General features: G+C 68.8%; 12 protein-coding genes. 8 read left to right on the top strand and 4 right to left on the bottom strand.

Annotated features, from left to right (window positions below):
- Positions 1 to 41: 41 nt before the first annotated feature.
- From PFX98_RS01525 to PFX98_RS01515, 3 genes are read right to left on the bottom strand one after another with little or no spacing between them, the layout of a single operon-like run.
- The gene (locus tag PFX98_RS01525; RefSeq protein ID WP_285233407.1) at positions 42 to 1,481 is read right to left on the bottom strand and encodes a DUF3999 family protein; all 1,440 of its coding nucleotides are present in this window, start codon (positions 1,479 to 1,481) and stop codon (positions 42 to 44) included.
- Positions 1,478 to 4,204, bottom strand: coding sequence for a DUF2339 domain-containing protein (locus PFX98_RS01520; RefSeq protein ID WP_285233406.1), 2,727 nt, complete (start codon positions 4,202 to 4,204; stop codon positions 1,478 to 1,480). Before PFX98_RS01520 ends, PFX98_RS01525 begins: the two co-directional genes overlap by 4 nt.
- Positions 4,205 to 4,247: 43 nt before the next feature.
- Positions 4,248 to 4,970: a Crp/Fnr family transcriptional regulator gene (locus PFX98_RS01515; protein WP_285233404.1), complete on the bottom strand. Its 723-nt coding sequence runs from the start codon at positions 4,968 to 4,970 to the stop codon at positions 4,248 to 4,250.
- A 205-nt stretch (positions 4,971 to 5,175) separates the two neighbouring features.
- Between PFX98_RS01515 and PFX98_RS01510 the strand changes: the two genes are divergently transcribed.
- From PFX98_RS01510 to PFX98_RS01475, 8 genes are all read left to right on the top strand, one after another.
- Entirely contained in the window at positions 5,176 to 7,125 is a 1,950-nt protein-coding gene (locus tag PFX98_RS01510; RefSeq protein ID WP_285233402.1) for an AMP-dependent synthetase/ligase, read from the top strand.
- Positions 7,122 to 7,919, top strand: coding sequence for an ABC transporter ATP-binding protein (locus PFX98_RS01505; protein ID WP_285233401.1), 798 nt, complete (start codon positions 7,122 to 7,124; stop codon positions 7,917 to 7,919). The genes PFX98_RS01510 and PFX98_RS01505 overlap by 4 nt, the downstream gene beginning before the upstream one ends.
- A gap of 11 nt (positions 7,920 to 7,930) precedes the next feature.
- Positions 7,931 to 8,860: a branched-chain amino acid ABC transporter permease gene (locus PFX98_RS01500; RefSeq protein ID WP_285233398.1), complete on the top strand. Its 930-nt coding sequence runs from the start codon at positions 7,931 to 7,933 to the stop codon at positions 8,858 to 8,860.
- A 3-nt stretch (positions 8,861 to 8,863) separates the two neighbouring features.
- The gene (locus PFX98_RS01495) at positions 8,864 to 9,928 is read left to right on the top strand and encodes a branched-chain amino acid ABC transporter permease (RefSeq protein WP_285233397.1); all 1,065 of its coding nucleotides are present in this window, start codon (positions 8,864 to 8,866) and stop codon (positions 9,926 to 9,928) included.
- A gap of 57 nt (positions 9,929 to 9,985) precedes the next feature.
- Positions 9,986 to 11,314 (top strand): ABC transporter substrate-binding protein, encoded by a 1,329-nt coding sequence (locus tag PFX98_RS01490; protein ID WP_425334652.1) that lies wholly within the window; start codon positions 9,986 to 9,988, stop codon positions 11,312 to 11,314.
- 89 nt (positions 11,315 to 11,403) lie between these two features.
- Entirely contained in the window at positions 11,404 to 12,210 is an 807-nt protein-coding gene (locus PFX98_RS01485; protein ID WP_285233396.1) for an ABC transporter ATP-binding protein, read from the top strand.
- Positions 12,211 to 12,225: 15 nt separating this feature from the next.
- The gene (locus PFX98_RS01480) at positions 12,226 to 12,519 is read left to right on the top strand and encodes a hypothetical protein (RefSeq protein WP_285233395.1); all 294 of its coding nucleotides are present in this window, start codon (positions 12,226 to 12,228) and stop codon (positions 12,517 to 12,519) included.
- Complete coding sequence (locus PFX98_RS01475; protein WP_285233394.1) at positions 12,516 to 13,814, top strand: phenylacetate--CoA ligase family protein; 1,299 nt, start codon at positions 12,516 to 12,518, stop codon at positions 13,812 to 13,814. Before PFX98_RS01480 ends, PFX98_RS01475 begins: the two co-directional genes overlap by 4 nt.
- On the opposite strand, the gene PFX98_RS01470 is transcribed toward PFX98_RS01475, so the two are convergent.
- Positions 13,815 to 15,398, bottom strand: coding sequence for a methyl-accepting chemotaxis protein (locus tag PFX98_RS01470; protein WP_285233393.1), 1,584 nt, complete (start codon positions 15,396 to 15,398; stop codon positions 13,815 to 13,817).
- Positions 15,399 to 15,499 lie beyond the last annotated feature (101 nt).

Here is a 15,499-nt window from a genome sequence, read left to right as displayed (position 1 = left end):
GGCACGGCCCACCATGCGCGGCCGCGGGGCGGAAGGCCTCGCTAGGCCGCCGGGCCGTCCTGCTCTTGCCGTCGGTCCGGCAGCTGCCTCACCAGCCGCCAGGCCAGCACCCCCAGCCCTGCCACCGCCGCGATCAGCACCGCCCAGAGCAGCCAGCGCTGGCGCGTTTCGGGGTCGGGCGCGCTCAGCAGCTGTTCCTGCCAGCCGGGCTCGGGCTGCGCGCTCAGCGGGCCCAGCTGGGCCTGTGCCAGCTTGAATTCGTCGCCCTCGCGGTAGCCCGGCATCAGGCTGGCCAGCGGCAGGCTGCCGGCTTGGGCCTTGGCGCGCCCCACGGCCAGCTGCAGCTGGGCCGGCTGCCCCGGCGCCAGGAACACCAGCCTTGGCGCCTGCCAATGCCATTGCACGTTCAAGGCTTGACCCTGCAATGCCACGGCCGGCCCCTCGGCAGCCAGGCGCCAGTAGCGTGCGGCGGGGGCTTGCGGCAGGGCTTGCGTGGGCGAGCTCGCGTCCAGGCCGTCGCGCTGCATGCGCCAGGCCACGAAGCGGCTCACCGTCCGCCAGGGCTGCTCGGGCGCGTCGCGCTGCTCCAGGCGCAGCGGCAGCAGATGGTTGCCGGCGGGCAGCTGCAGGGCCAGCGCGCGCGGCGCGATGCGGGCTTGCAGGTCGAGCTGCCAGGCCGCTGGCGCCGTTGTTTGGGTGGCCGGCTCGGGCTGGAACTGCAGGGCCTGCTGCAGATCGGCCGGGGCCTGGCGCAGCAGCAGCAGCTCGCTGGCCTGCAGCGCCAGCGGCTGCTCGAACTGCAGGCGCAGATAGCGCGGCAGCGCCATGCCGGCGGGCCAGTCCAGCGTCTTGAGGCTGGGGGCCGTGGGTTCGCTGGCGGGCAGCTGCAGCAGGCGTTGTGCGGCCCTTGGCTGGTCCTGCAGCGCCTGCCAGGCCCGGCCATCCATGCTGGTCTCGATCAGCACCGAGCTGCTCAGGCCCGCGGGGCGATGTGGCCAGTCGAGGCGGATCTGGCGCAGTGTCTCCACCTCCGCCGGCAGCGCACTCAGGTCCAGCAGCCAGCGCCGGGCTGCGCCGGGCACGGCTGGTTGGCGGCCGTCCGAGGTTTGCAGCTGCAGCACCATGCCCTGGGCATCGAGCTGGAGCTGCAGGCCGGCGCCGGGCGCGGCGCTGGCGGGCTCGGGCCAGGCAAAGCGCGGCACGCTGACGCGGCGCTCCTGCTCGCGGGCCGGCAACTCCCGCGCCCAGGCCATCGGCAAGACCTGACCCTGGCCATTGAACAGGCGCACATCGGCCAGGCCGGGGCTGCGCGAGGCCTGCAGCACGGGCCAGGGCAGGGCCAGGCTTTGCAGGCCCTCTTGCGGCGCCGGCTGCACGGCGGCCTGGTGGCTGTAGGCGCGAACGGTTTCCGGCGCGGCCTGGGCGCTGCCCAGCAGCAGCGAGCAGGCCAGTCCGGTGACGAGGGCTTTCTTTGTCATCATGTCGTGCGCTCCTCGGGGGGCAGCGGGGCCACATAGCCGATCACCAGCATCAGCGCACCCACCGCCAGGAAGGAGACGATGCGCGCCAGGCTGCCCAGCTGCGAGAGATCCACCAGGAACAGCTTCAGCACCACCGCGCCCAGCAGCACCGCGCCGGCCATCCACAAGGGTCGCGCCAGCGCCGGTGCGGCGCGCCGTGTGGCCCACAGCATGGCGGCCAGGGCGGCCAGCGTCCACAGCAGCGAAAGCCCGGTCTGCACCGCGGCGCTGCCGAGCGCGCCGTCCAGCCACATCGGCGTGCCCAGGCCATGGTGCAGGCTGCGCACCAGCAGGCTGTTGAGCCACCAGAAGGCCAGGCCAGCGCCGGCCAGCAGCGCCACGCGTGCCGCGCGCCCGGTGCCCGGACCGGCCTGACGCAGGCGCAGCGCATAGATCAGCACCAGGCCATGGGCCAGGTCCAGCGGGTTGAGCAGGGGCAGGGTGGGCAGCGGCGCCATCGATGCATCGCTGAACAGATTGGCGGCCAACACCCACAGCATCAGCAGCGCCATCCAGGGCTTGAGCAGGCCCTGGCGCAAGACCTGACCCTGCACATCCATGGGCCAGCGCTGCGATTGGTGGCGCGCCAGCAGGGCCAGGCCCAGCAGGGTGGGCAGCAGGATGGCGGCGGCGGGTGTCCAGCCTTCGTGGCGGGCCACCAGATGGGCACCGGCGGTGTAGAGCCACAGCCCGCCTTGCAGCATGGCGTACCAGGCCAGCAGCAGATGCTCAGCCGCCTGCGCCCAGGGCTCGGGCAGCGGGGCGCGGCGCTGGCGCAACAGGCGCCACAGGCCCAGGGTCAGCAGGGCGAAGGCTTCGGGCAGGCCAGGGCCCTGGCTGTAGCGCTGCCAGAGGCTGGCCGCGTTGGACGCGTCCAGCAGGCCCAGGGTCGAACTCAGCAGGGCCAGGCTCATGAAGATGCGTGCCGGCCAGCGCAGCGTGGGCCAGGCCGGGCGGCGCAGCTCGGCCGCCAGTGCCAGCAGCGCGCTCCAGCCGGCGCCGAGCGCGGCGCCGTCCAGCCAGTGCTGGTCCCAGGCCTGCAGCTCGTTCAGGCCACCCACCCAGAGCTGCAGCAGCGCCAGGCCCAGCATCAGGGCCTCGGGCAGGGGCGGCTGCAGCCAGGCCGGGGCCTGGGGCCGCGGCCGGCGCAACAATGCCGCACTGCCCAGGCCGGCCGCCACCAGCAGCGCCAGGGCCAGGAAGGCGCTGTTGAGGAAGAGCCAGCGGCCTTCCATACCCTGCGCGCCGAGCGAACTCCAGTAGCTCAGGGCCGCCGCCAGCTGCAGCAGGATGCCGGGCACCGCCGCCCACCAGCGGCCCTGGCGCAGCGCGATCCACAGCACGCCCAGGCCTTGCAGGGCCCAGGCGGCGCTGGTCCAGCGTGCGTCCAGGGCCAGCGGCATCACCAGGGCCAGGAAGGCCAGGCCCAGCGCCGCCATGCCCTCCACCAGGATCAGCAGGCGCTGGCCGGCCTGGCGCCACAGCCAGTGGCCCAGCAGCAGGTAGATGGCCGCCAGCGACGCGGCGCTGAAGGCCAGGGCCAGGGGCTGGCCGCGCAGCATGCCGGCCTGCAGGCCGAAGGCGACGATGGGCGCGCCGAACAGGAGTCCGCCATCCACCAGCGCCAGCGTCTTTTCGCCATCCTGGTTCTGCTGCAGCACCCGCTGCGTGTACTGCACCGCGATGAAGAGATAGAGCCCGAACTGCGCGATCAGAAAGGGCTCGGTGCTCCAGAACAGCTCGGGCTGGTAGGCCTTCAAGCCCCACAGCCCGCCGATGCCGAAGCTGAACACAAAGCCCTCCAGGTTCAGTAACTTCCAGGCCTTGTGGCGCGCGATCCAGGCGATCGCCAGGTTGAGCAGCAGGTAGTAGCCGAACAGGGCCACATGGCTGCCCTGGCCGGTGGAGGTGAGCACCGGCGCCAGGAAGGCACCGCCAAAGCCCAGCGCCGCCAGGGGCAAGGCGTCCTGGCGCAGCGCCAGCACGGTGGTGATGGCGGCCAGCGCGGCCAGCAGGCCGAAGCTCAGGCCCGCCGGCACCAGGCCGTAGAGCCGGAAGGCCGCGAACAGCACCAGGTAGCTGATGCCCACGCCGGCGCCCTGCAGGCTCAGGCCGTAGCCGCGCCTTTTGGGAGTCAGGCGCAGGCCGAGGCCGGTGAGCGCCAGGCCCGCCAGCGCCGTGCCGGCGAGGCGCCAGGCCAGCGGCAGCAGGGCGTTCTCGGCCGCATAGCGCAAGAGAAAGGCCACGCCGATGAAGAGCAGCAGCACGGCCACGCGCACGATGGTGTTGCCGCCGCGGAACCAGGCCAGCAGCGACCGGCCCAGCGAGCTGGTCGCGGCCAGCGATTGTTCGTCGGGCTCCAGCCGGGGCTGCGCACGCGCGGCCGGCTCGGGCGGCAGGCGGGGTGGCAGGGCCGGCGGCGTCTCGATGCGCGGCGGGGGGGCGGGCGCCGGCTCGGGTTCGGGTTCGGGCATGGCGGCGCGCGCTGGCCGCGTGGCGGCGGGCGCCTGCCCCAGCCGCAGCTGCCGCAGCTCCTCGCCCAGGGCGTTGAGCCTGGCCTGCATGCGCATCAGCAGCACGCCCACCAGGCCGCCCAGCACGGCCAGGCCGCCACCGCGCTGGCCGAAGATCTCGCCGGCCAGCCAGGCCAGCACCACGCCCCCTACCAGACCTAACCAACTCATGGTGCAGCCCCTTGTTATGGTGGGGCGATTCTAGGAGGCCGTCTCAGGGCTGCGGATAACGCCTCAGGCCCTGCAGTTCGAGCACCCGCACGCCGCCATATTCCACGCTGATCAGGCCGCGCTCCTGCAGATGGCTCAGGGCCTCGTTGACGCGCTGGCGCGACAGGCCCACCAGCTTGGCCAGCTCCTGCTGGGTGATGCGCAGCAGGCTGCCCACGCCGGGATAGAGCTGGGGGTGGAAGAGGGCGGCGAGGTTGCGCGCCACGCGCAGGTCGGGGTCGGAGATGCGGTCGATCTCGCGCGCGGCGATGAACTGGCCGAGGCGCTCGTTGAGCTGGTTCAGCACGAAGCGGTTGAAGCCGATGCTGTGCTCCAGCAGGTCGTGGAAGGTCTCGATCGGCAGGCCCGCCACCACGCTGCGGCGCAGCGGCTGGATGTTGTAGCGGTAGACCTCGCGCTTGAGCAGGGTGCCCTCGCCGAACCAGCCGCCCGGCGGCACGCCGGTGAAGGTGATGGACTGGGCGGCGGCATCGTCGTTGCTCATCTTCAAGAGGCCGTCGATCACGCCGAACCAGAAGTTGGCCGGCTTGCCGATGCGGCAGACGCGCTCGCCCACCTCGGCGTCGGCCACCTGCAGCTGGGCCACGGCGGCCTCGCGCTGCGCCGGCTCCAGCACGGCGAGCCAGGGAATCGCTTCAAGTTCGGCGGCGCTGGGTGGCCGCGCGCGCTGGCGAAGGGTCAGGTTTTGCGTCACTGTCGAGTTCATCCCTCTATTCATCGCCGCTCAGCATGACGTGATCCTGACGCGGCACCCCCGGGAAAGCACGGGCCGTGATTTCCATCAAATGTCGTCGCAACGACAACACGGCGTCAAAGTAAAGGCCTAGGATTGCACCGCAACAAGGCATGCACCGCCCATCCGTTTCCGTTCGTTCCCGCTTGTGGGGCGCAGTGCACCGAGGAGACACACGGTGACCAGCACGACTTTTCCCAGGCTCTTGCTTGACCATGCGGCCCAGCGTCCGAATGACGCCGCGCTGCGCGAGAAGGAATACGGCATCTGGCAGGCGCTCAGCTGGGCGCAGCTGGCGGAGCTGGTGTGCGCGCTGGCGCATGGCCTGCACCAGGCCGGCGTGCAGCGCGGCCAGCATGTCATCGTGGTCGGCGAGAACCGCCCGCGCCTGGCGGCCAGCATGCTGGCGGCCCAGGTGCTGGGCGCGATTCCGGTGCCGCTGTACCAGGACGCGGTGGGCGCGGAGTTCGTGTTCCCCATCAACAACGCCGAGGTGGCCTTCGCGATCGTGGAGGACCAGGAGCAGGTCGACAAGCTGATCGAGATACGCGGCCAATGCCCGCAGCTCACCCACCTCTGGTACGACGATCCGCGCGGCCTGCGCAACTACGACGAGCCCGGCGTGGCGCCGCTGGACAGCCTGATCGCCGCCGGCGCGGCCGCCGCCAAGACGCAGCCGCAGCTGTTCCGCGAATGGGCCGAGCGCGTCAAGCCCGACGATGTGGCGGCGATGTTCTTCACCTCGGGCACCACCGGCAACCCCAAGGGCGTGGTGCACAGCCATGCCACCCTGATCGACCGGGCCCAGGCCGGCGCGCGCTTCGACAAGCTCGGCAGCCACGAGGAAGTGCTGGCCTATCTGCCGCCCGCCTGGATCGGCCAGAACATCTTCAGCTATGCCCAGTGGCTGGCCTGCGGCTATGTGGTGAACTGCCCCGAGTCGGCCAGCACCGTCTCGATCGACCTGAAGGAGATCGGCCCCACCTATTACTTCGCACCGCCGCGCGTGTTCGAGGGCCTGCTCACCAGCGTGATGATCCGCATGGAGGATGCCGGCAGCCTGAAGCGCTGGCTGTTCGCGCGCTGCATGGCGCTGGCGCAGCGCGTCGGCCCGGCGCTGATGGACGGCAAGCCGGTGGGCGCCCTGGACAAGCTGAAGTACGCACTCGGCAATCTGCTCATCTACGGGCCGCTGCGCAACACCCTGGGCTTCTCGCGCGTGCGCGTGGCCTACACCGCCGGCGAGGCGATCGGCCCCGACCTGTTCAGCTTCTATCGCTCGATCGGCATCAACCTCAAGCAGCTCTACGGCTCCACTGAGACGGCGGTGTTCGTCTGCCTGCAGCCCGACAACGAGGCGCGCTCCGACACCGTGGGCGTGCCCATCGACGGCGTGGAGATCAAGCTGGACGCGAGCGGCGAGATCCTGGTGAAGTCGCCGGGCCTGCTGAAGGGCTATTACAAGAACGAGGCCGCCACCAACGAGGTGCTCACCGCCGAGGGCTGGTATCACACCGGCGACGCCGGCTTCATCGATGCCAGCGGCCACCTGAAGATCATCGACCGCGCCAAGGACGTGGGCCGCATCCTGGGCGGCCCCAACGACGGCGCCATGTTCGCGCCCAAGTATGTGGAGAACAAGCTCAAGTTCTTCGCCCACATCAAGGAGGCGGTGGCGCTGGGCGACAAGCGCGAGCGCGTCTGCGCCTTCATCAACATCGATTTCGAGGCGGTGGGCAACTGGGCCGAGCGCCGCAACCTGCCCTATGCCGGCTACACCGATCTGGCGCAGAAGCCCGAGGTCTACGAGCTGATCCGCGAATGCGTGGAGAAGGTCAACGCCGACCTGGCCCAGGACGAGCTCTTGGCCGGCAGCCAGATCACCCGCTTCCTGATCCTGCACAAGGAGCTGGATGCCGACGATGGCGAACTCACCCGTACCCGCAAGGTGCGGCGCGGCGCGATCGCCGAGAAATACGCGGTGCTGATCGATGCGCTCTACGGCGGCAAGAGCTCGCAGTTCATCGAGACGGCGGTGAAGTTCGAGGACGGCCGCAGCGGCTCGGTCTCGGCCGATTTGAGAATCATGGACACGAAGACGTTTCCGGCTGTCAGGAGGGCTGCTTGATGGCCAAGAAGATTGGCGAGGTCATCCTCGAGGTCAAGAACATCTCGCTGAGTTTCGGCGGCGTGAAGGCGCTCACCGACATCAGCTTCAATGTGCGCGAGCATGAGATCCGCTCCATCATCGGGCCCAACGGCGCGGGCAAGAGCTCGATGCTCAACTGCATCAACGGCGTCTACCAGCCGCAGCAGGGCGAGATCACCTTCCGCGGCCAGCATTTCAAGCACATGAACTCGCGCCAGGTGGCCGAGATGGGCGTGGCGCGCACCTTCCAGAACCTGGCCCTGTTCAAGGGCATGAGCGTGCTGGACAACATCATGACCGGCCGCAACCTGCACATGAAGAGCAACCTCTTTTTGCAGGCGCTGAGAGATCCGTGGGGATGGGGCCCGGCCGACCGGGAAGAGTTCGCGCAGCGCGAGAAGGTCGAGCGCATCATCGATTTCCTCGAGATCCAGGCCTATCGCAAGACCCCGGTGGGCCGCCTGCCCTATGGCCTGCAAAAGCGCGTCGACCTGGGCCGCGCGCTGGCGATGGAGCCGACGGTGCTGCTGCTGGACGAGCCGATGGCCGGCATGAATGTGGAGGAGAAGCAGGACATGTGCCGCTTCATCCTCGACGTGAACGACGAGTTCGGCACCACCATCGTGCTGATCGAGCACGACATGGGCGTGGTGATGGACATCTCCGACCGCGTGGTGGTGCTGGACTACGGCAAGAAGATCGGCGATGGCGCGCCCGACGAGGTGCGCCAGAACGAAGACGTCATCCGTGCCTACCTCGGCACCAGTCACTGAGCGAGAGCGCCATGGGATTCTTCCTTGAGACATTGATGGGCGGACTGATGTCCGGCATGTTGTATTCGCTCATTGCCCTGGGCTTTGTGCTGATCTACAAGGCCTCGGGCGTGTTCAATTTCGCCCAGGGTGCGATGGTGCTGTTCGCCGCGCTGGCGATGGCGCGCTTTGCCGAATGGATCCCGCAATGGACCGGCGTGCAGAGCCTGCTGATGGCCAATCTGCTGGCCTTCGTGGCGGCGATGGCGGTGATGATCGTGGTGGCCTGGCTGATCGAGAAGCTGGCGCTCTCGCGCCTGGTGAACCAGGAGGGCATCACCCTGCTGATGGCCACGCTGGGCATCACCTACTTCCTCGACGGCCTGGGTCAGACCCTGTTCGGCAACGACATCTACAAGATCGATGTGGGCATGCCCAAGGACCCCATCATCGTCGGCGAGTCGCTGTTCCAGGGCGGCCTGCTGGTCAGCAAGGAAGACCTCTACGCGGCCCTGATCGCGGCGGCCCTGGTCGCCCTGCTGGCGCTGTTCTTCCAGAAGACCGCCACCGGCCGCGCACTGCGCGCGGTGGCCGACGACCACCAGGCCGCGCAGTCGATCGGCATCCCGCTCTCCACCATCTGGGTGATCGTGTGGAGCGTGGCGGGCTTCGTGGCCCTGGTGGCCGGCATCATCTGGGGCAGCAAGCTGGGCGTGCAGTTCTCGCTCTCGCTGGTGGCGCTGAAGGCACTGCCGGTGGTGATCCTGGGCGGGCTGACCTCGGTGCCCGGCGCCATCATCGGCGGGCTCATCATCGGCGTGGGCGAGAAGCTCTCGGAGATCTATGTCGGCCCGATGCTGGGCGGCGGCATCGAGATCTGGTTCGCCTATGTGCTGGCCTTGTTGTTCCTGCTGGTGCGGCCGCAAGGCCTCTTCGGCGAAAAAATCATCGATCGGGTCTGAGCCATGCTGTACAGAGAAAACGGCCAGTTCAAGTCCAGCTACCGTGCTGACCAGCAGATCCTGCCGATCCGGCAGGACCGCATCGCGATGGCCCTGCTGCTGCTGGTGGCCTTCGTCGTGGTGCCGCTGAGTGCGCCGGAATACTGGTTCCGCGCCATCCTCACGCCCTTTCTGATCCTCTCGCTGGCGGCGCTGGGGCTCAACATCCTGGTCGGCTATTGCGGCCAGATCTCGCTGGGCACCGGCGCCTTCATGGCGGTGGGCGCCTATGCGGCCTACAACTTCCAGGTGCGCGTCGAGGGCATGCCGCTGATCGCCTCGCTGCTGCTGGGCGGCCTGTGTTCCACCGTGGTGGGCGTGCTGTTCGGCGTGCCCTCGCTGCGCATCAAGGGCCTCTATCTGGCGGTGGCGACGCTGGCGGCGCAGTTCTTCGTCGACTGGTCGGCGCTGCGCCTGAAATGGGTCACGAACGGCTCGGACTCGGGTTCGGTGAGCGTGGCGGGCCTGCAGGTGTTCGGCATCCCGATCGAGAGCCCGGCCGCCAAATACCTGTTCTGCCTGAGCTTCGTGGTGGTGTTCGCGCTGCTGGCCAAAAACCTGGTGCGCTCGAATATCGGCCGCGAATGGATGGCCATGCGCGACATGGACGTGGCGGCCGCGGTGATCGGCATCCGCCCGGTCTATGCCAAGCTGACCGCCTTCGCGGTGAGCGCCTTCATCGTCGGCGTGGCCGGCGGGCTGTGGGGCTTCATCCACCTGGGCGCCTGGGAGCCGGCGGCCTTCAACATCGACCGCAGCTTCCAGCTGCTCTTCATGGTCATCATCGGCGGCCTCGGTTCCATCATGGGCGGCTTTCTGGGCGCGGCCTTCATCGTGCTGCTGCCCCTGCTGCTGGACCGCCTGCCGGCGATGCTGGGCATCCCGATGTCCACCGCCATGTCCTCGCACCTCACCAGCATGGTGTTCGGCGCGCTGATCGTGTTCTTCCTGATCGTCGAGCCGCATGGCCTCGCCCGGCTCTGGGCCACCGCCAAGGAAAAGCTGCGGCTCTGGCCTTTCCCGCATTGATTCACCTTCATTGATTCCAAAAACCGCACCACGAGTGCAAGCAACCGGAGACAAGGTATGAGACAACTGAAGTCGTTTGCATTTGCAGCCACCCTGATGGCCGCCGGGCTCTCCGGCATGGCCAACCAGGCCCAGGCACAGGCCAAGGAACAGTTCTTCCCGCTGCTGGTCTACCGCACCGGCGCCTATGCGCCCAACGGCACGCCCTGGGCCAATGGCAAGCAGGATTACATCAAGCTGATCAATGCCCGCGATGGCGGCATCAACGGCGTGAAGATCACCTTCGAGGAATGCGAGACCGGCTACGCCACCGACAAGGGTGTGGAATGCTATGAGCGCCTGAAGGGCAAGGGCGCCAGCCTGATCGACCCGCAGGCCACCGGCATCACCTTCGCGCTCACCGACAAGGTGCCCAACGACAAGATCCCGCTGGTGACGCTGGGCTACGGCCTCTCGGCCTCGCAGGACGGCAATGTCTTCAAGTGGAACTTCCCGCTGATGGGCAGCTACTGGACCGCCGCCGACATGCTGATCCAGCACATCGCCAAAAAGGAAGGCGGCTTCGACAAGCTCAAGGGCAAGAAGATCGCCATCGTCTATCACGACTCGCCCTTCGGCAAGGAGCCCATGCCGCTGCTGGACGAGCGCCAGAAGATGCATGGCTTCGAGCTGGTGAAGATCCCCGTCACCGCGCCGGGCGTGGAGCAGAAGTCGGCCTGGCTGCAGGTGCGTCAGCAGCGCCCCGACTACGTGCTGCTGTGGGGCTGGGGCGTGATGAACTCCACCGCGCTGAAGGAAGCGCAGGCCACCGGCTATCCGCGCGAGAAGATGTATGGCGTGTGGTGGTCGGGCGCCGAGCCGGACGTGAAGGACGTGGGCGAGGGCGCCAAGGGTTACAACGCCCTGGCGCTGAACGGTTACGGCCAGAGCCCCAAGGTGATCCAGGAGATCCTCAAGCATGTGCATGGCAAGGGCCAGGGCACGGGGCCCAAGGAGGAGGTTGGCTCGGTGCTGTATTCGCGCGGCCTGATCATCCAGATGCTGGGCATCGAGGCGGTGCGCCGCGCGCAGGAGCGCTTCGGCAAGGGCAAGGTCATGACCGGCGAGCAGGTGCGCTGGGGCCTGGAGAACCTGGCGCTGGACCAGAAGAAGCTCGACGCGCTGGGCTTCACCGGCATCATGCGGCCGCTCAGCACCTCCTGCGCCGACCACATGGGCTCGACCTCGGCGCGCGTCCACACCTGGGACGGCAGCAAGTGGAACTTCAGCTCCGACTGGCTGCAGGCCGATGAGCAAATCATCAAGCCGATGGTCAAGGCCGGTGCCGACAAGTACGCCGGCGAGAAGAAGCTGACGCGTCGCACGCCGGAAGACTGCCAGAGCTAAGCAAGCAGATGAGGGCCTCGCGAGGGGCCCTCTGCGCAGCATCGCGTGCGGTGCTGCCCAGAGTCCAAGGTCCAAGGTCAAAGGCCGATATGAGCAACATCCTTCTGAACGTCAACGGCATCGAGGTCATCTACAACCATGTGATCCTGGTGCTCAAGGGCGTGTCCCTGCAGGTGCCCGAGGGTGGTGTGGTGGCCCTGCTGGGCGGCAACGGCGCGGGCAAGACGACCACGCTGCGCGCCGTCTCCAATCTGCTGGCGGGCGAGCGCGGCGAGGTCACCAAGGGCAGCATCGAGCTGCGCGGCGAGCGCATCGAGAAGCTCTCCACCTCGGAGATGGTGAACCGCGGCGTGATCCAGGTGATGGAGGGGCGGCATTGCTTTGCCCACCTCAGCATCGAGGAGAACCTGATGACCGGCGCCTACACGCGCCAGGACGGCAAGGCCGCGGTGGCCGCCACGCTGGAGAAGGTCTACAACTATTTCCCGCGCCTGAAGACGCGCCGCGGCTCGCAGGCCGCCTACACCTCGGGCGGCGAGCAGCAGATGTGCGCGATCGGCCGCGCCCTGATGGCCAACCCCAAGATGGTGCTGCTGGACGAGCCCTCGATGGGCCTGGCGCCGCAGATCGTCGAGGAGGTGTTCGAGATCGTCAAGGACCTGAACGCCAAGGAGGGCACGACCTTCCTGCTGGCCGAGCAGAACACCAATATGGCGCTGCGCTATGCCGACTACGGCTACATCCTCGAGAACGGCCGTGTCGTGATGGACGGCGAGGCCAAGGCCCTGCGCGAGAACGAGGACGTCAAGGAGTTCTACCTCGGCATGGGCGGCGGCGACCGCAAGAGCTTCAAGGACGTGAAGAGCTACAAGCGCCGCAAGCGCTGGCTGGCCTGAGGCAGGAGCACCGCCGTGTCGGATGACTTCTTCGCTCCCCCCGCCTTCAACCCTGAGCAGGCGCTGCTGCAGTTCAAGCGCAATCTGCGCGATCTGCGGCCGCTGGCCGAGCGCGGCAACAGCTTCACCCTGCAGGGCCAGCCGGTGATCGAGCTGGCCGCCGACAGCGAACGCCTCAATGTGCGCCTGGCCAAGAGGCCGGCGCGTGCGCCCGAGTGGGAACTGCGCGCCTGCCGCAACAGCGCCGACGTGCGCGCCCTGCTGGACGAGATCAAGCGGCGCCTGGCGCGCTGGACGGAAGAGACATGAGCATCAGCGATAGCACCACCTTCCACGACGCCCTCGAGGCGCGCGACCCGGCCGAGCGCGAGGCCGCGCTGCTGGCGGCGCTGCCGCGGCAGATCGCCCATGCGCAGCGGCAGGCGCCGGCCTTCGCCGAGTTGCTGGCGGGGGTGGACGCCGCCGGCGTCGACAGCCGCGCCGCGCTGGCGCGCCTGCCGGTGACGCGCAAGCACGAGCTGCTGGAGCGCCAGCAGGCCCGGCGCCAGCTGCAGGAGGGCCGCGATGTGTTCGGCGGTTTCTCCGCCATCGGCTGGGCCGGCTGCGTGCGCAGCAGCGGCGCCAAGCGGGTGTTCCAATCGCCCGGCACGATTTACGAGCCCGAGGGCCATGCGAGCGACTACTGGCGCGTGGCGCGTGCCATCCATGCGGCGGGCTTTCGCAGCGGCGAGCTGATCCACAACAGCTTCAGCTACCACCTCACGCCGGCCGGTTCGATGATGGAAACCGGCGCCCATGCGCTCGGCTGCACGGTGTTCCCGGGCGGCGTGGGCAATACCGAGATGCAGCTGCAGGCGGTGGCCGAGCTGCGCCCGCAGGGCTATATCGGCACGCCCAGCTTTCTGAAGATCCTGCTCGACAAGGCGGCGGAGCAGGGCCAGCGCCTTTCATTTGCCAAGGCGCTGGTGAGCGGCGAGGCCTTCCCGCCCTCGCTGCGCGACTGGCTCGCCGAGCGCGGCGTGCAGGGCTACCAGTGCTATGCCACCGCCGACATCGGCCTGATCGCCTACGAGACCGCGGCGCGCGAGGGCCTGGTGCTGGACGAGGGCGTGATCGTCGAGATCGTGCGTCCCGGCACCGGCGACCCGGTGCCCGAGGGCGAGGTGGGCGAGCTGGTGGTCACCACCCTCAACCCCGACTACCCGCTGGTGCGCTTCGGCACCGGCGACCTCTCCGCAGTGCTGCCGGGCCGCTGCCCCACGGGCCGCAGCAATCAGCGCATCAAGGGCTGGATGGGCCGGGCCGACCAGAGCGCCAAGGTGCGCGGCATGTTCGTGCATGCCTCCCAGGTGGGCGAGCTGCGTAAACGCTTCCCCGAGCTGGGCCGCGCGCGCCTGGTGGTGGAGGGCGAGATGGCGAACGACCGCATGAGCCTGCTGCTGGAGCTGGCCGGTGGGCCCGACGCAGCGCCCGAGGGCCTGGCCGAGCGCGTGGCCGCCGCGGCGCGCGACATCACCAAGCTGCGCGCCGAGGTGCGCTTCGTGGCGCCCGGCAGCCTGCCCAATGACGGGCGCGTGATCGAGGACGCGCGCAAATACGAATGATCAGCCGCGCCCGAGGCGCTCGCGATCCTCGCGGCTGAGGACGAAGGCCTGCACCAGGCCGCCCAGGCGCAGCGACTGATCCTTCAGCGATTCCGCCGCGGCGGCGGACTCTTCCACCAGCGCGGCGTTCTGCTGCGTCATCTGGTCCAGTTGCGAGACGGCCTGATTCACGCGCGTCAGGCCCTGGCTCTGCTCGCCGGAGGAGGCGGTCACCTCGCCGATGATGTCGGCCACGCGCTGCACGCTGCTGACGATCTCCTGCATGGTGCTGCCGGCGTCGCCCACCAGGCGTGCGCCGGCGTCGACGTTCTCGAGGCTGTGGCCGATCAGGGTCTTGATCTCCTTGGCCGCCTCGGCCGAGCGCTGCGCCAGCGAACGCACCTCGCTGGCCACCACCGCGAAGCCGCGGCCCTGTTCGCCGGCGCGCGCCGCCTCCACCGCGGCATTCAGCGCCAGGATATTGGTCTGGAAGGCGATGCCGTCGATCACGCCGATGATGTCGCCGATCTTGCGCGCGCTGTGGCTGATGCTGTCCATGGTGGTGACCACCTCGCCCACCACCTGGCCGCCGCGCGTGGCCACCTGGGCGGCCGAATGCGCGAGCTGGTTGGCCTGGGCCGCCGAGTCGGCGGACTGGCGCACCGTGCCGGTGAGCTGCTCCATCTGCGAGGCCGAGGTCTGCAGGCTGCTGGCGGTCTGCTCGGTGCGCTGCGACAGATCCAGATTGCCGCTGGCCACCTCCTGGCTGGCGGTCTGGATCGATTCCGCGGTGTGGCGGATCTCGCCCACCAGCTCGCGCAGCTTGTCCTGCATCGCGGCCAGGCCGGCCAGCAGTTGGCCCAGCTCGTCGTCGGACTCGGGCACGAAGCTGGATGACAGATCGCCCTGGGCGATGCGCTCGGCCACCACGATGGCGCGGTCCACCGGGCGCTTGATGCTGCGCGTGATGCGCCAGGCCAGCAGGGTGCCCACCGCCAGCGCGGCCAGGCTCAGCAGGCCCAGCACCCACAGGGACTGACGGGCGCCGGCCGAGATCTCGACGCTGGCCGCTTGGCTCATGCGCTCCTGCGCCTCGACGATCTCGGTGACCTTGCGCCGCCAGGCGGTCTCCACCGGCTTGACGGCCTGGGTGAGGGTCAGGGTGGCCTCGATATTGGCGCCGTCCTGGCCCTCCTTGGCGGCGCGCTGCAGCAGGGGGATGGTCTTGGCCGCGCCCTCCTGCACCGCCTTCATCAGCGCCTGCTCATCGGCATCGCCCTGCTGCGACATCAGGTCCGCCAGCTTGCTCTCGATGCCCTTGTAGCGCTCCACCGCGGCGTTCAGCACCTTGACCTCGGCGTCGATCTCCTTGACGTCGGTTAGCAGGGTCACCGAGCGGGCCTGGATGGCCATCTCGTTGATGGCATGCAGCATGCTGTTGGCCTGGGCGCTCTTGGCGTTGTTGACCTGCACCAGCTGTTCGACCCTGGCACCCACCGAGCGCATCTGCAGCGCCGCCAGCACCGCCAGCAGCAGCAGCAGGGCCAGTACGGCCCCGAAGCTCAGCGCCAGCCTGCGGCCTACCGACATCTTCAACTTGTGCATGCCCATGTCTCGTCACCCCAGCCGATGTTTTGTGGATTGCATCCGGACGGACGCTTATCCAAGGTCTTATCGGCAGGGCGGGCGGGAAGTTGAGCTTACGT

The organism is Paucibacter sediminis (assembly GCF_030254645.1).
Taxonomy (GTDB): Bacteria; Pseudomonadota; Gammaproteobacteria; order Burkholderiales; family Burkholderiaceae_C; genus Paucibacter_B; species Paucibacter_B sediminis.
The sequence above is the reverse complement of the archived record's forward strand: the minus strand, read 5'-3'. Positions and strand labels throughout refer to the sequence as shown.